15 protein-coding genes are annotated in these 19758 nt (G+C 72.0%); 3 read left to right on the forward strand and 12 right to left on the reverse strand.

Annotated features, from left to right (window positions below):
• Nucleotides 1–60: 60 nt before the first annotated feature.
• Nucleotides 61–996, reverse strand: coding sequence for a lipoyl(octanoyl) transferase LipB (lipB, locus tag OIE74_RS28785; protein ID WP_329388690.1), 936 nt, complete (start codon nt 994–996; stop codon nt 61–63).
• A 313-nt stretch (nt 997–1309) separates the two neighbouring features.
• On the opposite strand from lipB, the gene OIE74_RS28790 reads away from it, so the two are divergent.
• Nucleotides 1310–2920, forward strand: a complete 1611-nt coding sequence (locus OIE74_RS28790; protein WP_329388692.1) for a regulator — start codon at nt 1310–1312, stop codon at nt 2918–2920.
• Nucleotides 2921–2925: 5 nt separating this feature from the next.
• On the opposite strand, the gene OIE74_RS28795 is transcribed toward OIE74_RS28790, so the two are convergent.
• A complete protein-coding gene (locus OIE74_RS28795; protein WP_329388694.1) occupies nt 2926–4314 on the reverse strand; it encodes an NAD(P)/FAD-dependent oxidoreductase in 1389 nt (462 codons plus the stop codon).
• Between the two features lie 454 nt (nt 4315–4768).
• Entirely contained in the window at nt 4769–5671 is a 903-nt protein-coding gene (locus OIE74_RS28800) for a TIGR01777 family oxidoreductase (RefSeq protein WP_329388696.1), read from the reverse strand.
• 36 nt (nt 5672–5707) lie between these two features.
• On the opposite strand from OIE74_RS28800, the gene OIE74_RS28805 reads away from it, so the two are divergent.
• On the forward strand, nt 5708–6202 hold the full coding sequence (locus tag OIE74_RS28805) for a GNAT family N-acetyltransferase (RefSeq protein ID WP_329388698.1): 495 nt from the start codon (nt 5708–5710) through the stop codon (nt 6200–6202).
• 11 nt (nt 6203–6213) lie between these two features.
• Here OIE74_RS28805 and OIE74_RS28810 read toward each other — a convergent pair whose 3' ends face one another.
• On the reverse strand, nt 6214–6738 hold the full coding sequence (locus OIE74_RS28810; RefSeq protein ID WP_329388700.1) for a DUF4240 domain-containing protein: 525 nt from the start codon (nt 6736–6738) through the stop codon (nt 6214–6216).
• Nucleotides 6739–6923: 185 nt separating this feature from the next.
• On the opposite strand from OIE74_RS28810, the gene OIE74_RS28815 reads away from it, so the two are divergent.
• On the forward strand, nt 6924–7853 hold the full coding sequence (locus tag OIE74_RS28815) for an SDR family oxidoreductase (protein ID WP_329388702.1): 930 nt from the start codon (nt 6924–6926) through the stop codon (nt 7851–7853).
• Here the strand turns inward: OIE74_RS28815 and OIE74_RS28820 are convergent.
• The 8 genes from OIE74_RS28820 to OIE74_RS28855 all read right to left on the reverse strand — a co-directional run bounded on the left by OIE74_RS28820 (nt 7844) and on the right by OIE74_RS28855 (nt 19697).
• Nucleotides 7844–8809, reverse strand: a complete 966-nt coding sequence (locus tag OIE74_RS28820) for a helix-turn-helix transcriptional regulator (RefSeq protein ID WP_329388704.1) — start codon at nt 8807–8809, stop codon at nt 7844–7846. The genes OIE74_RS28815 and OIE74_RS28820 overlap by 10 nt on opposite strands.
• 43 nt (nt 8810–8852) lie before the next feature.
• Nucleotides 8853–9671 (reverse strand): MerR family transcriptional regulator, encoded by an 819-nt coding sequence (locus OIE74_RS28825; RefSeq protein ID WP_329388706.1) that lies wholly within the window; start codon nt 9669–9671, stop codon nt 8853–8855.
• A gap of 143 nt (nt 9672–9814) precedes the next feature.
• A complete protein-coding gene (aceE, locus tag OIE74_RS28830; RefSeq protein ID WP_329388708.1) occupies nt 9815–12484 on the reverse strand; it encodes a pyruvate dehydrogenase (acetyl-transferring), homodimeric type in 2670 nt (889 codons plus the stop codon).
• A 228-nt stretch (nt 12485–12712) separates the two neighbouring features.
• On the reverse strand, nt 12713–13336 hold the full coding sequence (locus OIE74_RS28835) for a GntR family transcriptional regulator (protein WP_329388710.1): 624 nt from the start codon (nt 13334–13336) through the stop codon (nt 12713–12715).
• A gap of 149 nt (nt 13337–13485) precedes the next feature.
• Nucleotides 13486–15264 carry a 2-oxoglutarate dehydrogenase, E2 component, dihydrolipoamide succinyltransferase gene (gene sucB, locus OIE74_RS28840; protein ID WP_329388712.1) on the reverse strand — a complete coding sequence of 593 codons (1779 nt, stop codon included), beginning with the start codon at nt 15262–15264 and terminating at the stop codon, nt 13486–13488.
• Nucleotides 15265–15360: 96 nt separating this feature from the next.
• Complete coding sequence (gene lpdA / locus OIE74_RS28845; RefSeq protein WP_329388714.1) at nt 15361–16749, reverse strand: dihydrolipoyl dehydrogenase; 1389 nt, start codon at nt 16747–16749, stop codon at nt 15361–15363.
• A 387-nt stretch (nt 16750–17136) separates the two neighbouring features.
• Nucleotides 17137–18681, reverse strand: a complete 1545-nt coding sequence (locus tag OIE74_RS28850) for a leucyl aminopeptidase (RefSeq protein ID WP_329388716.1) — start codon at nt 18679–18681, stop codon at nt 17137–17139.
• Nucleotides 18682–18899: 218 nt separating this feature from the next.
• Nucleotides 18900–19697 (reverse strand): adenosylcobinamide-GDP ribazoletransferase, encoded by a 798-nt coding sequence (locus OIE74_RS28855; protein WP_329388718.1) that lies wholly within the window; start codon nt 19695–19697, stop codon nt 18900–18902.
• Nucleotides 19698–19758: the final 61 nt, after the last annotated feature.

Consider the following 19758-nt stretch of genomic DNA (forward strand, 5'->3'; position numbering starts at 1 on the left):
CACCAGAGTACGCCCGTTGATTGCTTGGTATTGCGTGGCCGGTGGCCCGGCGCCGGCGGGTCAGGCGCGCGCCGGTTGCCCGACGGCGTCGGCGCCCGCATCGGACTTGGCCACGGCATCGGACTTGGCCATAGCCGTGAACTCGGCTACGGCCTCGGACTTGACCCCGGCCGCGGACTTCGCATCGGCCGCCGCCCTGATCGCCGCCTCCGCCTCGATGTCGCGAGGTTTCGGCTCCGCCTGCTCCAGGACGTTCCGCAGATGGTGCTCCACCACGGGGAGCACCTCGGCGACGGTGAGGTCGTGGCCCAGTTCGTACGAGAGCGAGGTCACGCCCGCGTCCCGGATCCCGCACGGCACGATCTTGTCGAACCAGGTGTTGTCCGGGTTCACGTTCATCGAGAAGCCGTGCATCGTGACGCCCTTCGCGACACGGATGCCGATCTGGGCGAGCTTGCGGTCCTCGCGGCGCTGTCCCGCGTTGGAGGGGGCGTACTCCGGCCCGTTCAGCCGGGGGTCGAACTCCCCGTCCGTCAGCCGGGGATCGAAGTCCAGCGACAGACCGCCCAGGGCCGGGCGCTCCTCCACCGGATCGCCGAGCACCCACACGCCGCTGCGGCCCTCGACCCGGGTCGTCGCCACGCCGAAGTCGGCCGCCGTACGGATCAGCGCCTCTTCGAGACGGCGCACGTGCGCCACCACGTCCACGGGGCGCGGCAGCTTCAGGATCGGATAGCCGACGAGCTGGCCGGGACCGTGCCAGGTGATCTTGCCGCCTCGGTCGACGTCCACGACGGGAGTGCCGTCCAGCGGGCGCTCACTGTCCTCAGTACGCCGCCCCGCCGTATAGACGGGCGGATGTTCGAGCAGCAGGCAGGTGTCGGGGATCTCGTCCGCGTAGCGGGCCGCGTGGACCTCGCGCTGCTTCTCCCACGCCTCCAGGTACTCGACGGCGTCGTCGCCGAAGCCCAGACGGACGAACCGCAGCTCACTCACGGCATTGCCTCCTTCGTCTGCGCCCGGTGTCCGGCGGGTGTGATCCTGGGTGTCCCCGCGACAACCGGGCGCGTGCACATATCGCGCCTCAGCCACTGTACGACCGCGTTCCGCGGAGTGGTCCGGCAGGCCCGCGGGGGCCGGGAGGGCTATACAGGACCGGTGGGTGCGGTACGTCAGCAAAGCCCACAATCCTCACACGATCGGATGAATGTGGGGCGAAGGTGACGGTGCGGGCAGCTCGGACCGCTAAATTCGCGCCGTTCCATGAGGGCTGCTCTCGGGGCCCGGAAGGCAGGAGACCGTACAGCTGATGTCGGAACGACCTCCGCAGCGCATCCCCAACCGCCAGCTCGCCGCGCTCATCGCAGAAGCCGGTTTCTCCAACGCGGGCCTCGCCCGCAGGGTGGACCAGCTCGGGCTGGAACACGGCCTCGATCTGCGATACGACAAGACATCCGTCACGCGGTGGCTGCGCGGTCAGCAGCCACGCGGCACCACGCCCGCACTGATCGCCGAGGTCTTCACACGACGCCTCGGCCGGCGGCTCTCCGCGCAGGACCTGGGTCTGGACGCCTGCGCGCCCGTGTACGCGGGGCTGGAGTTCGCGGCGACCCCTGAGGAGGCCGTCGACATCGTCGGCGGGCTCTGGCGCAAAGACTCGGGGAGCCACGCGGAGCTCCGGAAGATCGCGTTCACCCCGGCGGGCCTCGTCGTGCCGAGCCGCGACTGGCTGATCGGCCGCGCGGACGAGCGGGTCGGGCACGAGGCGTCCGCCGCGCAGGGGACCGCCGCCCCGGCTCATGTGCCGGGCCAGCCCACGGGCCACCGGCTGGCGACGGCCGGGGGCGGGGGCGCGTCGTACGGGGCGTCGTCCTCCTACGGAGGCGGAGGCTCGGGGCCCGGCCGCGCGGGGGACGGCACCGCGAGCGCCCGGGTGCCTCTCCAGGGCCGTGCCACCGTGCCGCGTCAGGCCGTCCCCGCCGGGATGTCGGCCCGGCAGACGGACCGCGTCGCCGGGCAGCGGGTGGGCGGCGGCGACGTCGCCGCCCTCCGGTCCGTCAGCGACCTGTTCCGCACCCTGGACCAGGCGTACGGCGGCGGCCATGCCCGCCAGGCGCTCGTCAGGTACCTGGAGCACGAGTGCGAGCCGATGCTGCGCGGCGTGTACGGCGAGGCCACCGGGCGACGGCTGTTCGCCGCCGCGGCCGACCTGACCAGGCTGGCCGGCTGGACCTCGTACGACATCGCCGCGCACGGACTCGCCCAGCGCTACTTCGTACAGGCGCTGCGGCTGTCCCAGGCGGCGGGCGACCGGGCGTACGGCTCGTTCGTGCTGATCACCATGAGCCGCCAGGCCGTCTATCTCGGGCACGGCAGGGAGGCGGTCCAGCTCGCCCGCGTCGCCCAGCAGGGCGTCGGCTCGTCCGCGCCGCCCGTGGTGCAGGCGCTGCTGCACTCCGTCGAGGCGCGCGCGCACGCCGTGCTCGGCGAGGCGCGGGCCTGCACCACCTCGCTCGCGCGGGCCGAGCGCGCCCTGGAGTCGGCGCGGCCCGGCGACGAGGTGCCGCACTGGGCGCGCACCTTCGACGAAGGGCAGCTCGCGGACGAGTTCGCGCACTGCTACCGCGATCTCCAGCAGTACCGCGCGGCCGTCCAGCACGCGGAGCGCGCGCTTCAGTTACGGTCTCCCGCCTTCGCACGCAGCCGGCTCTTCTGCCGGGTGGTGCTGGCCTGCGCCCGCCTGGGGCTCGGTGAGCTGGACCAGGCGTGCGCGCTGGGAGCGGAGGCGGCGCAGCAGGCGACGGAGATCCGGTCGGCGCGTGCGGTGGACTACGTACGGGACTTCGAACGGCGGCTGGAGCCGTACCGGGAAGCGGCCGCGGTACGCAACTACCGTGACCGGATCGCGGCGTTCGGCTGAGCGGGCTATGCCGCCGTGGGGAGCTGGACGGGTCCGTCGCCGGGGCGTACGCCCAGGTCCGCCAAGATCGCGTACGCGGCCCTGCGGCCCGACGAGAGCGCGCCCTGGACGGTGCTCGTGTCGCGGTGGTCCCCGCACACGTACAGCCCCGACAGCAGCCGCACCTGACGGCACAGATCGTGCGGTGCCGGCATGGCGGGGACGGCCTCCGGGTCGTGGTGGACGGCCAGCAGCTCCCAGTCGGCCGTGGACGTGCCGTACAGCGTCGCGAGATGCGCGCGTACCTCGGCGTCGAGTTCGGCCTCGGGAGGCGGCGTACGGAGCCCGAGCACCGTCGAGGAGATCAGCGAGCGGCCCGCCGGGGCGCGCGACGGGTCCACCGCGCTCATGACCGTCGTGTGGGCGACGGGGCCGCCGCGCCGGTCGCCGTCCAGGAGCAGCGCCGGTTCGGTCATCGGGGGCGTGGGGGCAGTGTGGTGAAGGACCGTCACGGGGTGGAAGTCCGGCACCCGCAGGCCCGGCAGCAGTTCGGCGGCGGCGCGGGCGCCCGTCGCCACGAGCAGGGAGCGGCAGGAGATCTCGCCGTGCTCCTTCGTGCCGACGGAGCTGATCGACGCGTCCGTCACGCATACACCCGTCCGCACCGTGCCGGGCGGCAGCGTGGCCGCGAGCTGCTCCGGCAGGGCGGCGGCGCCGCCCTCGGGGACGCACAGCCGGCCCCGGGAGAAGCTCCGCAGTGCCAGGTCCGCGCAGCGGCTGGAGGTGGTGAGGTCCGGGTCGCAGAGCAGCGCGGACAGCAGGGGGCGTACGAAGCCGTCGATGGTCCGCGCGGGCAGTCCGCGTGCGGACAGCGCGGCGAGGGCGGGGCGTTCGGGGCGGGCCAGCAGACGATTGACCGGCGTCGTCGCGAGGCGGCCGAAGGCCGCGTGGAGGCGGGCCTGGTCGAGCGCGTTGCCCAGCGGGGGGCGGGAGGTGAGCCGGGCGGCCCTGACGCCGCCCGGGACGCGGGTCCGTGCCGTCCTGGCGCGTGGGGCGCTTGCCAGGGCGCGTGCGGCGGTGAGTGCGCCCCGCGCGCTCCCCGCGCTGACGGTGACGCCCGCGCGATGGTGCCGTCCCTCGCTGTGGACGAGCACGCCCGGCGAGAACAGCCGCAGCGCGGCGTCCGTCAGCGCGGGTGTGCGGAGCAGCTCCGGGTACGAGGTGTTGAGCAACTGACCTATGCGGTCGAGCCGGAAGCCGTCGAGGTGGTCGGTGGTCATCCTGCCGCCGATGTAAGGGGCGGCCTCCAGGACAGTGACTGTTACGCCGGCGCGGGTGAGCTGATGGGCTGCCGACAGACCTGCGATTCCGGCGCCAATGATGACGACGTCCGCGTGATGTTCAGTGTTGAGCACGTGCCCCTCCCCGAGGTCGGCGCGGCTGTACGGGCCGGGGCGGGTGCCTCGCCCCCACTCAGGGAATACCCGAGTGCGGGTCGAGACTAGGAAGGGAACCGGCCCTTCGCAGTCGCGCAGTGGTGGGGGCATCGGTGCGTGCGGGGCGCACGGCTTGCCGTCCGGCGGTTGCGGGGGTTGTTGGGTTACGGGGTCGCCTCCCGGCGGGGTCGGTTGTGCGGGTGGGTGTCCGGGTGCCGCTCCGGGGTCATGCCCGGACGGCGTGATTTACGCCGCGTGCACGGCTCGTTGGACCCGGGGGAGCCGGGTCGTTCACGCGACACACATCAGCCTGAGTGTCCGACCACGACCCCTGCGCGTCCCCCTTCCATCCCGCGGGCCGGTACGGGGCTTTGACAGCGCCACGCGACCCCCGCCCCCGGCAACGAACAGCAACCGAAATCCGAAACCCGCGCTACACGCGAATCGCCGCGGTGATTGACTCGTCGATCTTTGGGAACGCGAACGTGAACCCCGACTCCAACAGCCGCCCCGGCAGCACCCGTTGGCTGCCCAGTACGTCCTCCGCGAAGCCGCCCAGCGCCACCCGCAGTGCCACCGGCGGTACCGCGAAGAGCGTCGGGCGGTGCAGCACGCGCCCCATCGCCGCCGTGACCTCGCGGTTCGTCACCGGTTCCGGGGCCGTGAGGTTCACCGGGCCCGACAGGGACTCCGTGTCGATCAGGTGCCGCAGGGCCGCCACATGGTCGTGCAGGGAGATGAAGCTCCAGTACTGCCGCCCGTTGCCCAGCCGGCCGCCAAGACCCGCCCGGAAGATGGGGAACAGCCGCCCCCACGCCCCGCCTTCGCGGGCCACCACGAGCCCCGTGCGGCCGAACACCGTCCGTACGCCCGCCTCCGCCGCCGAGGCCGCCGCTCCCTCCCACTCGACGCACACGGAGGGCAGGAAGCCCTCGCCGGCGGGCGCCGACTCGTCCACCGGGCGGTCGCCGGTGTCCCCGTAGAAGCCGATGGCCGAACCGCACACCAGGACCTTCGGCGGGGTGTCGAGGGACGCCACGGCCTCGGCGATCGCCGCCGTACCGAGGACGCGGCTGTCCCTGATCTTCTGCTTGTACGCCGCGGTCCACCGGTGGTCGCCGACCCCCGCGCCCGCGAGATGGACGACGGCCTCGCAGCCGTAGAGCCCGCTCACGTCCACGTACTGCCGCACGGGGTCCCACTCGACCTCGTTGCCCGCGCGGGAGGGGTGCCGGACCAGGCGGACCACCTCGTGCCCGTCGGATCGCAGGGAGCGCGTGAGCGCCGTGCCGATGAGCCCGGTGGAGCCGGTGATCGCGATCCTCATGAAAACCATCCTGCCGGTACGCGCCCACATGGGACAGTTGCCGGTATGCCGGAACCTCTCATACGCGCCGCTCTTTCGTCGGACGACGACGCGCTGAGCCGCATCGACCACGACACGTGGTCGTCTCTGCACGCGGTGACGCCCAGGCAGGAGCCGCCGTTCGAGCCGTTCTTCGACGCGCGTCACCGGCCGCGGGACTACCTGATCGCGGAGCTCGACGGCCGGACGGCCGGCTACCTCCGGCTGGTGCCGCCCACCTCGCTCGCCTGCAACGCGCACGTCCGGCAGATCCAGGGCCTCGCCGTGCACGAGTGGGCGCGCGGTCGTGGCGTGGCGCGGCGGCTGCTGGGCGCGGCGATGGAGAGGGCGCGCGGCGAGGGCGCGGTACGGATGACGCTGCGGGTGCTCGGGCACAACAAGCCGGCGCGTGCGCTCTACGAGTCGGAGGGCTTCGTGGTGGAGGGCGTGCTGCCGGGGGAGTTCTTCCTGGACAGGCGGTACGTGGACGACGTGCTCATGGGCCGTTCGCTGGATGTGTGAAGGCGCGTGCGTCAGTCGACGCCGAACCGCTCCCAGAGACGGGGAAGCCGGTCGGCGAGCGCCTGTGAGTCCTCGAAGTCGATCGGTGTGCCCTCGGGCTCAGGGGCCTGCGCGCCGACCCCCAGGTCGGGCGCGACGGCGCCGGTGAGCTGCTCGTACGCCTCGTCGGCCGCGTAGCCCAGTTCCTCGCCGTCGCCGTCGATCTCCTCGTCGAACTCGCCGATCAGGTCCGCGAGGCTGTCCGGATCGTGCACCGCGCCCTCGAAGACCTCCCGGCCCTGGCCGATGAGCCAGCAGCGGAAGTAGTCGAACGCGTCGTCGCTCGCGCCGCCCAGCAGGATCGCGGCCGCCGTCCACAGATCCCACTGGTACGCGCGGTTGTAGCGGGTCTCGAAGTGCCGGGCGAAGTCCAGGACCGAGTCGGGGTCCAGCTGGAGCAGCCGTTCCACGAGGAGATCGGCGTGCTCGTCCGGGTCGCCGCCGGCGGCCTCGCGCGTGGCGTCGATGATCTCCCAGAACTCCGTCTCGTCGGTCACGGGTACAGCATCGTGGTTGCCGGAGGGCGGCGCACGCGGAGCGCGGAAAGCGGGCGAGATCCGCGCCGGGCGGCCGAACGGAGCATGCGATCGCGTGGAAGCCGGATCATGTGGAAGCCGGACAGAAGATGTCTCCTTTCCGTGGAACGGTCACAGGGAAAGACCGACCGAGAAGGAGCCGCCTGATGACCGACAACCGCGACAAGCCGCTGACAGAGAAGATCGCACTGGTGGCCGGGGCCACCCGGGGCGCGGGCCGGGCGATCGCCGTGGAGCTGGGTGCCGCCGGGGCGACCGTGTACGTGACGGGGCGCACCACGCGCGAGCGGGTCAGCGAGGTGGGGCGGGCGACGGAGACCATCGAGGAGACCGCCGAACTCGTCACCCGCGCGGGCGGCGAGGGCATCGCCGTACCGACCGACCATCTGGAGGCCGAGCGGGTACGGGCCCTGGTGGAGCGGATCGACCGGGAGCAGGGCCGGCTGGATGTGCTGGTCAACGACGTGTGGGGCGGGAACCAGCTCCTCGACTTCAAGACCCCTCTGTGGGACATCGACCTGGAGCGCGGGCTGCGGATGCTCGACCTCGGGGTGAAGACCCATCTGATCACCAGCAGCGTCGCGCTCCCGCTGCTCGTACGGCGGCCGGGCGGCCTGGTGATCGAGGTGACCGACGGCACCGCCGAGTCGAACCGGAGGCCGCGCGAGAACTTCTACTACGACCTCGCCAAGAACGCCCCGATCCGGATGGCCTATCTGCTGGCCGAGGAGCTGAAGGAGGTGGGCGGCACGGCCGTCGCCGTCACTCCCGGCTTCCTGCGCTCCGAGGAGATGCTCGACGGCTTCGGCATTACCGAGAAGAACTGGCGGGACGGCATCAAGATCGAGCGGCACTTCGCGCTCTCGGAGACACCGGTGTATCTGGGGCGGGGAGTCGCGGCGCTCGTCGCCGACCCGGAGCGGGAGCGCTGGGCCGGGCAGTCGCTCTCCAGCGGACAGCTGGCGAAGGAGTACGGCGTCACGGACGTGGACGGAAGCAGGCCGGACATGTGGGGCTACATGGCGGCCGAGGCTGCGGCGCCCGGTACGGAGATCCCCATGGACGGCTACCGGTAGAGACGCGCGGTGCGGGCGGCGGAGTCGGCGAAGCGGGCACGCAGCTCCGCCGGCTCCAGCACCTCCAACTCCGGCCCGAAGCCGAAGAGCTGGGAGAACGCCACGTCGGCCGACTCGACCGGCAGCGTGAGCGTCGTCCAGCCGTCGTCGTCCGGGGGGCCGGCCGCAGCGGCGGCCTCCTCGGCCGAGGCCCGGTCGGTCACGTACGGCAGCCGGCGCAGGCCGTCGGGGGAGAGCCGGAGCACCACCTCCGTACGGAGGATCGACCGGGCGAACTGCGCGGCCCGCTCTTCCCAGAAGGCGGGCAGGTCGAAGGACTCGTCCCGCTCGAAGCGGTCCTCCAAGAACGTGACGTCGGTGAAGCGGTCGATCCGGTAGACCCGGAAGGACGCGTCGACGCGGGCGCACAGGTACCAGACGCCCGCCTTGAGCACGAGTCCGTACGGTGCCAACTCCCGCTCCACCTCGGCGTCCTGGCGCCGGTAGCGGGCGATGACGGTCCGGTCGTCCCAGACGGCCTCGGCGACGGCGGGCAGCCACTGCGGTGTCCGCGGCTCGTTGTACCAGCCCGGCGCGTCGAGGTGGAATCGCTGCGCCGCGGAGTCCGACGCGCCCCGCAGGGAGGGCAGCAGGGCGGCCGACACCTTCAGGCGGGCGGCGGACGCCGCGTCCTCCAGGCCCATCTCACGGAGCGCGTTCGGCAGCCCCGACAGGAACAGGGCTTCCGCCTCGCCCCGTGCGAGGCCCGTGAGGCGCGTACGGTAGCCGCCCACGAGCCGGTAGCCACCCGAACGCCCCCGGTCCGCGTAGACCGGCACTCCGGCCTCCGAGAGGGCCAGTGCGTCGCGCGTGACGGTGCGCTCGGACACCTCCAGCTCCTGGGCCAGCTCGGCCCCGGTCATGGCGGGCCGCGCCTGGAGGAGCAGCACCATCTTGATCAGCCGGGCAGCGCGCATGGCCCCATTGTCCACGCGCGCCGCCGGGGGCCGGACGGGCTCGCTACGCGAGGGGCTCCTGGAGCTCCGTCACCCACTTGTCCTTGTCCGCCGGGCATTCGAGGTTGACCTCGCGCGCGTACCCGGCCGAGCGGTGGCCGCCCGTGTCGATCCAGCGGGCCAGGATCTGGCCCGTCGGCATGATCGTGTCCATCGGCCCCCGGTGCACGATCGTCGCGGCCCGCTCGATGGGAGGCAGGTCCCGGATCTCGAAGTCCTGGCCCGGCGCCGGGTCGGCGGCGACCACCACTCCCGCGTGGACGACGACCGCGCCGTTCCCCTCGGGCGCGTCCTCGTAGCAGGCGATGCCGGGCCCCGTCGGAGCCACGCCGGCCGCCTCCAGGCGCCGGAACAGCTCCTCGTACAGAGGAACGATCACCGGGCCGATGTCCTGGGGTTCGTACGTGGCGGCCACGGCGGTCAGTTCGGCCACCCGTACCGATGGAACGTTCTTGACGACAACGTCTTCGCTGGGCATACGCCCCTCACTCTCGATCGACCGGAGCCTCGCCTCGACCTGGACCAGCGTGGCGGCGGCAGCCGCCATGGCGGCCTCCAGCTCGGCCCGCCGCAGTGTCAGCATCCCGCGCAGCTCGTCCGGGTTCACGCGGTCCTCCAGGATCTCCCGCACCTGCTGGAGCGTGAAGCCGAGATCCTTCAGGGCGATGATCCGGTTGAGCTGGGCGAGCTGGGCCGCCGTGTAGTGGCGGTAGCCGCTGTACGGGTCGGTCCGGGCCGGACGCAGCAGCCCGATCGCGTCGTAATGACGCAGCATGCGGGCCGACACCCGGCCGTACCTGGCGAAGTCTCCGATGGTGAACATGACGTCCCCTACTGCACGGCTTCACACGGTGTCAGGGTCAAGCATGGCCGGAAAGCCACCTCATAAGGAAGCGGCTTCGGCCGACCCGTGGTGGGGCCGGCCGAAGCCGCTTCCTTACGGAGGACGTGTCCTCGTCGCCGGGCTCAGAGGCCGTAGCGCTCCCGCGCCTCCTTCACCGCCGACGCGGGCACCTCGCCGCGCCGCGCGAGCTGCGCCAGCGCCGCGACCGTGATCGACCCGGCGTCGACGCCGAAGTGCCGGCGGGCCGCCTCACGGGTGTCGGAGAGACCGAAGCCGTCCGTACCGAGCGAGGAGTAGTCCTGCTCGACCCACTGGCTGATCTGGTCGGGCACCTGGCGCATCCAGTCGCTGACGGCCAGCACCGGACCAGGCGCCCCGTCCAGGGCCCGCGTCACGTACGGCGTGCGCTGCTCGCCGCGCAGCAGCGCCTCGTCGCACTCCAGGGCCTCCCTGCGCAGCTCGCCCCAGGACGTCGCCGACCAGACGTCGGCCGTGACACCCCACTCGTCGGAGAGCATCCGCTGGGCGTCGAGAGCCCAGTGGATGGCCGTACCGGAGGCGAGGAGCTGGAGTCGCGGCGAGTCCGCCTTGGCGGGCACGCCCTCCTTGAAGCGGTACAGGCCCTTGACGATGCCCTCCTCCACGCCATCGGGCATGGCGGGCTGCGGCATCGGCTCGTTGTAGACGGTCAGGTAGTAGAAGACGTTCTCGGGGGCGGGGCCGTACATCCGCCGCAGACCGTCCTTGACGATGACCGCGATCTCGTACGCGAACGCCGGGTCGTAGTTGAGCGAGGCCGGGTTCGTCGCCGCGAGCAGATGCGAGTGGCCGTCCGCGTGCTGGAGGCCCTCGCCCGTCAGGGTCGTACGGCCGGCGGTCGCGCCGACGACGAAGCCCTTGCCGAGCTGGTCGGCGAGCTGCCACATCTGGTCGCCCGTGCGCTGCCAGCCGAACATCGAGTAGAAGATGTAGAACGGGATCATCGTCTCGCCGTGCGTCGCGTACGACGTGGCGGCGGCGATGAAGTCGGCCATCGAACCGGCCTCGGTGATCCCCTCGTTGAGGATCTGGCCGTCCTTGGCCTCCTTGTAGTACATGATCTGGTCGCGGTCGACCGGGTCGTACGTCTGGCCCAGCGGCGAGTAGATGCCCGCCGACGGGAACAGCGCCTCCATACCGAACGTACGCGCCTCGTCCGGGACGATCGGGACCCAGCGCCTGCCGGTCTCCTTGTCCCGCATCAGGTCCTTCACCAGCCGGACGAACGCCATGGTCGTGGCGACCGACTGTTTGCCGGAACCCTTGTAGACGGTCTGGAACGCCTTCTCGGACGGCTCGGGCAGGGCGACGGCATGCACTCGGCGGGCCGGGGCGGGCCCGCCGAGTTCGGCACGCCGCTCCTGCAGATAGCGGACCTCGGGGGAGTCGGCGCCGGGGTGGGCGTACGGCACCAGCTCTTCGTTCAGCTTCGAGTCGGGGATGGGCAGTTCCAGCAGGTCCCGCATGGTGCGGAACTGCTCGCCGGAGAGCTTCTTCATCTGGTGGTTGGCGTTGCGCGACTCGAAGCCGGTGCCGAGCGTGTAGCCCTTCACCGTCTGCGCGAGGACCACGGTCGGCGCGCCCTTGTGGGCGAGCGCCGCGCGGTAGGCCGCGTACACCTTGCGGGCCTCGTGGCCGCCGCGCGAGGAGTGGAAGCACTCGTCGATCTTCGCGTCGGTCAGCAGCTTCGCCAGCTCGACGAGCGCGGGCTCGGCGCCGAAGAAGTGCTCACGGATGTACGCCACGTCGCGGGTCGCGTACGTCTGGAACTGCGCGTCCGGTACGGCACGCAGCCTCCGTACGAGGGCGCCCGTGGTGTCGAGCGCGAACAGCTCGTCCCAGGCGGAGCCCCACAGCGACTTGATGACGTTCCAGCCCGCGCCGCGGAACTGGGACTCCAGCTCCTGCACGATCTTGAAGTTGGCGCGGACGGGGCCGTCGAGGCGCTGGAGGTTGCAGTTGATGACGAAGGTGAGGTTGTCGAGCCCTTCGCGGGCCGCCAGGGCGAGTGCCGCCGTCGACTCGGGCTCGTCCATCTCGCCGTCGCCGAGGAACGCCCATACGTGGGAGGCGGAGATGTCCTTGATCCCGCGGTTCGTCAGGTAGCGGTTGAAACGCGCCTGGTAGATCGCGGAGAGCGGGCCGAGGCCCATGGAGACCGTGGGGAACTCCCACAGCCAGGGCAGCCGCCGGGGGTGCGGGTAGGAGGGGAGTCCCTTGCCGCCCGCCTCCTGGCGGAAGTTGTCGAGGTGCTCCTCGGTGAGACGGCCGTCGAGGAACGCGCGGGCGTAGATGCCGGGGGACGCGTGGCCCTGGATGTAGAGCTGGTCGCCGGAGCCGTCCCCCTCCTTGCCGTGGAAGAAGTGGTTGAAGCCCGTCTCGTAGAGCCAGGCGGCGGAGGCGAAGGTCGCTATGTGCCCGCCGACGCCGAGGCGTGAGCCGCGGGTGACCATGGCGGCCGCGTTCCAGCGGTTCCAGCCGGCGATCCGGGACTCCATCGCCTCGTCGCCTTCGAAGGCGGGCTCGGCGGCGGTCGGGATGGTGTTGAGATAGTCCGTCTCCAGCAGGGCGGGCACCGGAACGCCGGTGCTCTCGGCGTGCTGGAACGTGCGCCGCATCAGGTACGCCGCACGGTGCGGGCCCGCATGCTCGGTGACGGCGTCGAGAGAGGCCGCCCATTCGGCGGTTTCCTCGGCGTCGCGGTCCGGGAGCTGGTCGAGCTCGCTCGGAAGCTTGCCTACGGGGTCGGGCATGGTCGCCGCCTTCCGGCCAACTGGAGGGGGTGGTGAAGAGTTGGGATGAGCCTTGTCTGGCAGGACAGGGCGACGGGCCGGGTGCGGCCCGATGTCGACTGTAAGTCGCTGATCGATGATCGATCAAAGCTTTGGCAGGAAAACTTCAGGATCTGAAGAAATTGGCATCCAGTGTCCCAAGATGGGGCACCCGGTGACGTAGCGAAGCGGGGCGAACCGGGCGCCCGTTCAGGCGCGCGGCGCGCATCCGAGCACATGGTCCTTCACCAGCGCGCCGATGTGGGGATCGCGGCGGCGGAAGGCCTCGACCAGTTCCTGGTGCTCCTCGGCGTACGACTGCTGGACAGTACCCAGCCACCGGATCGACAGCGCCGTGAAGACCTCGATGCCGAGCCCCTCCCAGGTGTGCAGCAGCACGCTGTTCCCCGCGGCACGCACGAGCTCCCGGTGGAAGTCGACGGTGTGCCGCACCTGCGCCGTCCCGTCCGCCCGCCGGTCGGCCTCGTACAGCGCCGTCACATGCGGCTCCAGGGCGGTGGTGTCCTCCGCCAGCCGCTCGGCGGCCAGTTCGGCCGCGATCTGCTCCAGGCCGGCCCGCACGGGGTAGCTCTCCTCAAGATCGGCGGCGGTCAGATTCCGTACCCGCACGCCCTTGTTCGGCGCGGACTCGATCAGCCGCAACGACTCCAGCTCGCGCAGCGCCTCACGTACGGGCGTCTGGCTGACCGCCAGCTCGGTCGCGATCCGCCGCTCGACGATCCGTTCACCCGGCTTCCAGCGTCCGCTGACGATGCCCTCCACGATGTGCTCGCGGATCTGCTCGCGCAGCGACTGGACGACGGGCGGGATCATGTCGGTGCTCCTTCGGGTGACCGACGCCGAGATTACCCCTCCCGGGGCGCTCCCCGATCGGTCATGGGGCGGTGCGTCAACGCACGACGGCGCCCCCGACCGGATCTCTCCGGGCGGGGGCGCCGTCGTGCACGTCTGCCTGGCGGGGACTACAGGCCGAGCTCGACCTCGAACTCGCCCGCCTCAAGGATCGCCTTGACAGCGACCAGGTAACGGGCGGCGTCCGCGCCGTCCACCAGCCGGTGGTCGTAGGAGAGCACGACGTGGACCATGTCGCGCACCGCGATCGTCTCGCCGAGGTCCGGGTGGTTGATGACCACCGGACGGCGGACCGTCGCGCCGATGCCCAGGATGGCGACCTGGTTCGGGGGCACGATGATCGTGTCGAACAGGGCGCCGCGCGAGCCGGTGTTGCTGATGGTGAAGGTCGCGCCGGACAGCTCGTCCGGCGTGATCTTGCTGCCGCGGACCTTGCCCGCCAGCTCGGCGGTCTTCTTGGCGATGCCGGCGAGGTTCAGATCGCCCGCGCCCTTGATGACCGGCGTCATCAGACCCTTCTCGGAGTCCACGGCGATGCCGATGTTCTCCGAGTCGAAGTACGTGATGGTGCCCTCGTCCTCGTTGATACGGGCGTTGACCACCGGGTACGCCTTGAGCGCCTGGGCCGCGGCCTTGACGAAGAACGGCATCGGGGACAGCTTGACGCCCTCGCGGGCGGCGAAGGAGTCCTTGGCCTGCGCGCGCAGCCTCATCAGCTTCGTGATGTCGACCTCGACGACCGACGTCAACTGAGCCTGGTTGTGCAGCGCCTTCATCATGTTCTCGCCGATGACCTTGCGCATGCGCGGCATCTTGACCGTCTGGCCACGCAGCGGGGAGACCTCCAGCTTGGGGGCCTTCGACGCGGCGGGGGCAGGGGCGGCCACGGGAGCCGCGGCGCGGGCGGCGGCCTTGGCGGCCTCCGCGGCGGCGACGACGTCCTGCTTACGGATACGGCCACCGACGCCGGTGCCCTTGACCGAGGCCAGGTCGACCCCGTTCTCGGCGGCGAGCTTGCGCACCAGCGGCGTCACATACGCGCCGTCGTCGACGGGCGCCGCGGCGGGGGCGGAAGGAGCGGCCGTGGCGGCGGGCGCCGCGGGTGCCGACGGGGCGGGTGCGGCGGGTGCGGGCGCCGCGACCGGAGCCGCGGGGGCCGGCGCGGGCGCCGGGGCCTCCTGCTTCGGTGCGGGTGCGGGAGCGGCCGGTGCGGGAGCCGGAGCCGCGGCAGGAGCAGCCGGAGCCGGTGCGGGGGCAGCCGCCGGAGCGGCACCCTCGGCGCCGATCACGGCCAGCTTCGCGCCGACCTCGGCGGTCTCGTCCTCGCCGACCGTGATCTCCAGCAGCACACCGGAGACCGGGGCGGGAATCTCGGTGTCGACCTTGTCCGTGGAGACCTCAAGCAGGGGCTCGTCGGCCTCGACCGCCTCGCCGACCTCCTTGAGCCAGCGGGTGACGGTGCCCTCGGTGACGCTCTCGCCGAGCGCCGGGAGCGTGACGTCGGTGCCCGTGGCGGCACCGGCCGGCGCGGCGGGAGCCGGCGCGGGCGCCGGAGCCTCGGGCGCCGCCGGGGCCTGCTGGACGGGGGCGGGCGCCGGCTCGGCCGGAGCCGCGGCCTGCTGCGGCGCCGCCGGGGCGGCACCGCCGCCCGAACCGTCGTCGATGACGGCCAGCTCGGCGCCGACCTCGACCGTCTCGTCCTCGGCGACCTTGATCGACGCGAGGACCCCGGCGGCGGGCGCCGGGATCTCGGTGTCGACCTTGTCCGTGGAGACCTCGAGCAACGGCTCGTCGGCCTCCACGCGTTCGCCCTCGGCCTTCAGCCAGCGGGTGACAGTGCCCTCGGTGACGCTCTCGCCGAGCGCCGGCAGGGTTACGGAAACCGCCATGGTCTCACTTGCTCCTAACGGTGGGATCTCCCCAGCCGGCGCCGAGCGCCGTGCGAGGGGAAGTGCGGTAAAGGTCGTCGCGCCCGGACCGACGCATCAGTCGTGGGAGTGGAGCGGCTTGCCGGCCAGGGCCAGGTGGGCCTCGCCGAGGGCTTCGTTCTGCGTCGGGTGCGCGTGGATGAGCTGCGCGACCTCGGCCGGCAGAGCCTCCCAGTTGTAGATCAGCTGTGCTTCGCCGACCTGCTCGCCCATCCGGTCACCGACCATGTGGACGCCGACGACGGCACCGTCCTTGACCTGGACGAGCTTGATCTCGCCCGCGGTCTTCAGGATCTTGCTCCTGCCGTTGCCCGCCAGGTTGTACTTCAGAGCGACGACCTTGTCCGCACCGTAGATCTCCTTGGCCTTGGCCTCGGTGATACCGACGGAGGCGACCTCGGGGTGGCAGTACGTCACCCGGGGCACGCCGTCGTAGTCGACGGGGACGGTCTGCAGGCCCGCCAGCCGCTCCGCGACGAGGATGCCCTCGGCGAAGCCGACGTGCGCGAGCTGGAGCGTCGGGGCGAGGTCACCGACGGCCGAGATCGTCTCCACGTTCGTCCGCATGTACTCGTCCACGAGCACGAAGCCGCGGTCCATCGCGACGCCCTGCTCCTCGTAGCCGAGGCCCTGCGAGACCGGGCCGCGGCCGATCGCGACCAGCAGCACCTCCGCCTCGAAGGTCTTGCCGTCGGCCAGCGTGACGCGCACACCGTCCTGCGTGTACTCGGCCTTGTCGAAGAAGGTGCCGAGGTTGAACTTGATGCCGCGCTTGCGGAAGGCGCGCTCCAGGAGCTTGGAGCTGTTCTCGTCCTCGACCGGCACGAGGTGCTTGAGGCCCTCGATGACGGTGACGTCCGTGCCGAAGGACTTCCACGCCGAGGCGAACTCGACGCCGATGACGCCGCCGCCCAGGACGATCGCGGACTGCGGGACGCGGTCCAGCTTCAGCGCGTGGTCGGAGGAGATGATCCGCTGGCCGTCGATCTCCAGGCCGGGCAGCGACCTCGGTACGGAGCCGGTGGCGAGCAGGACATGACGGCCCTGGACGCGGCGCCCGTCGACGTCGACGGAGGTCGGCGACGAGAGCCGGCCCTCGCCCTCGATGTAGGTCACCTTGCGGGAGGCGATCAGGCCCTGGAGGCCCTTGTAGAGGCCGGAGACGACCTCGTCCTTGTACTTGTGGACCCCCGCGATGTCGATGCCGTCGAAGGTGGCCTTGACACCGAACTGGTCGGCCTCGCGCGCCTGGTCGGCGATCTCGCCGGCGTGCAGCAGGGCCTTCGTAGGGATGCAGCCGTTGTGCAGGCAGGTGCCGCCGAGCTTGTTCTTCTCGATCAGGGCGACGTCCAGGCCCAGCTGCGCTCCGCGCAGCGCCGCGGCGTAACCGCCGCTACCGCCGCCGAGGATCACTAGGTCGAAAACGGTGCTGGCGTCGTTCGCCACGTCACGTCCTCCATGCATGTGCGCCGGGCGCGGTCGATGACCGGGCGGCGGCTGGTGTTCGGCCGCTGTTTCGTCGGCCCTGTGGTGGGGGCCCTGTCCTGCCGAGAACCCATCTTCGCACTTGTCGGAGGGCGGCGGGACGCGGGGCCGGGGTCTGAGACGGCCGGCCGGCCGTCAACAGGGGTTACTGACTCGTACGGGTGCTCGTGCGGATGCCCGTACACACGCCGTACGCGTGTCGCACACATACCGACGCGTCCTCAGTACGGATGCCGCGATCGAAACGGGCCCGCCCCGCTGCCCCAGCACTCAACTGGAACCAGCGGGGCGGGTCACGCATTCCCTTGGACGGCCGGGGGCCGGCCGCGGGTCGGCGACGGTCCTCGATCAGCCCAGGTCGCCCGCGGCGGTGCGCTCGGCGAGCTTCACGAGCGTGCGGATCGACGAGCCCGTGCCGCCCTTGGGCGTGTAGCCGTACGGGGCGCCTTCGTGGAAGGCCGGGCCGGCGATGTCCAGGTGCGCCCAGGTGATGCCCTCGCCCACGAACTCCTTGAGGAACAGTCCGGCGACCAGGCCGCCGCCCATGCGCTCGCCCATGTTCGCGATGTCGGCGGTGGGGGAGTCCATGCCCTTGCGCAGCTCGGTCGGCAGCGGCATCGGCCAGGACGCCTCGCCGACCTCCTCGGCGATCTCGTGCACGGAGGTACGGAACGCCTCGTCGTTCGACATGATGCCGAACGTCCGGCTGCCCAGCGCCACGACCATGGCGCCGGTCAGCGTCGCCACGTCGATGATCGCGTCGGGCTTCTCCTCGGAGGCGCGGGTGATCGCGTCCGCGAGGACGAGCCGGCCCTCGGCGTCGGTGTTCAGGACCTCGACGGTCTTGCCGCTGTACATGCGCAGGACATCGCCGGGGCGCGTCGCGGTGCCCGACGGCATGTTCTCGGCCAGCGCCAGCCAGCCGGTCACGTTGACCTGGAGGCCGAGGCGGGCGGCCGAGACGACGGCGGCGAGGACGGCCGCTGCGCCGCTCATGTCGCACTTCATCGTCTCGTTGTGGCCCGGCGGCTTGAGCGAGATGCCGCCCGAGTCGTAGGTGATGCCCTTGCCGACCAGGGCGATCGTCTTCTTCGCCTTGGCGTGCGTGTACTCCAGGCGTACGAGGCGCGGGCCGTGCTCCGAGCCCTGGCCGACGCCGAGGAGGCCGCCGTAGCCGCCCTTGACGAGCGCCTTCTCGTCGGTGACCTGGACCTTGACGCCGTGCTCCTTGCCGGCCGCGGTGGCGATGGCGGCGAAGGTCTCCGGATACAGGTCGTTCGGCGGGGTGTTGATCAGGTCGCGGGCGCGGTTGATCTCCTCGGTCAGGGAGACCGCGCGCTCGACGGCCGCCTTGTGCGCCTTGTCGCGGGGCTTGCCGCCGAGCAGCGCGACCTCGCCGAGCGGCTGCTTCACACCGCCGTCGCCCTTGTCGCCGGCGGACTTGGCGCTCTTCTCGGCGCCGCGGTACGCGGTGAAGGCGTACGCGCCGAGCAGCGCGCCCTCCGCGACGGCCGCGAGGTCCTCGGCGGCCTCCACGGGCAGCGCGAACGCGGCCTTCTTGGCGCCGGAGAGCGTACGGGCGGCGACACCGGCGGCCCGGCGGAGGGTCTCGGCGCCGTACGCCTCGTCCTTCTTCGGGGCCGTGCCGAGGCCGACCGCGATGACGATCGGGACCTTGAGGCCGGACGGCGCCGGGAGCTTGGTCGCCTCGCCCTCGGCACCGGTGGCGCCGAGGGACTCCAGGACGGAGGCGAGCTTGCCGTCGTACGCCTTGTCCACGGCCTCGGCGCCAGGCGCGACGGCCGGGCCCTTGGCTCCCTTGGCGACGCCGACGACGATCGCGTCGGCGCGCAATGTCGCCGCGCCGGCTGTGCTGAGAGTGAGAGCAGTCACGGTGGTGAAATCTCGCTTCCATAGAAGTTCATTCGGCGGAAGCCGGTCGTTCGTGGGGCCGGCCGTGCCCACCGCATCGTAATTCGGCCCGCGGAGCACATCGAACGAGCCTACGCGCGGTGTTCACGCCGAGTCGCGGCGGCGGCCGGGACCGGCCGCCGCGTGCGGTTGCTGACATACCGTCAGAAACCTTGGCGCGGGCCCCGGTCGACGGTTCGTCACCCCAGGGTCAGGACGATCAAAGTCGCGGTGGCCGCCGTCTCGGCGAGGCCGCCGAAGACATCCCCGGTGACGCCGCCGAAGCGGCGCACGCAGTGGGCGAGCAGCGCCTGGGCGGCGCCGAGACCGGCCGCGAGGGCCAGGGTGTGGTGCAGGGCGCCGTACGCCCCGAACAGGCCGCCGCACGCCGCCGCGGCGAGCGCCGTCACGAGCAGCGACGCCAGTACCGCGGCCCGCGCCGGCACACAGCCGGCGACGGCGGCGCCCAGTCCGTCGGGCCGCGCGGGCGGTACGCCCGTACGCGCGGCCAGGGTGAGCGCGAGCCGCGCGGTGACGGCCGCGAGGGCGGCGGCGACGGCGCCGTACGCCCAGCCCTCGTCGTACAGCTCCGTCAGCGCGGCCACCTGGGCCAGCAGGACGAGCAGCAGGGTGATCACGCCGAACGGGCCGATGTCCGACTGCTTCATGATCCGCAGCGCGTCCTCGGCCGGTTTCGCGCTGCCGAGTCCGTCGGCGGTGTCGGCGAGACCGTCGAGATGCAGGCCCCGCGTGAGCGCGGCGGGGACGGCGGTGGTGGCCACGGCGGCGAGCAGCGGCCCGGAGCCCGCCAGGAGCAGTACGCCGCCCACGGCGGCGGCACACAGGCCCACGGCAAGACCTGCCAGCGGCGCCGCGAGCATCCCGGCGCGGGCGGCGTCACGGTCCCAGCGGGTGACCCGGACCGGGAGCGCGGTGAGCGTGCCGAACGCGAACCGTATGCCGTCGGCGGGCGTGTGCGTCGAACGTGGGGCGCTCATCGCGCGAAGGGTAGCCGGGGCAGGCGGGCGGTCCGGCGGGCGCGTAGACGATAAGTTGCCC

It is taken from the genome of Streptomyces sp. NBC_01716 (assembly GCF_036248275.1).
Lineage (GTDB): Bacteria > Actinomycetota > Actinomycetes > Streptomycetales > Streptomycetaceae > Streptomyces.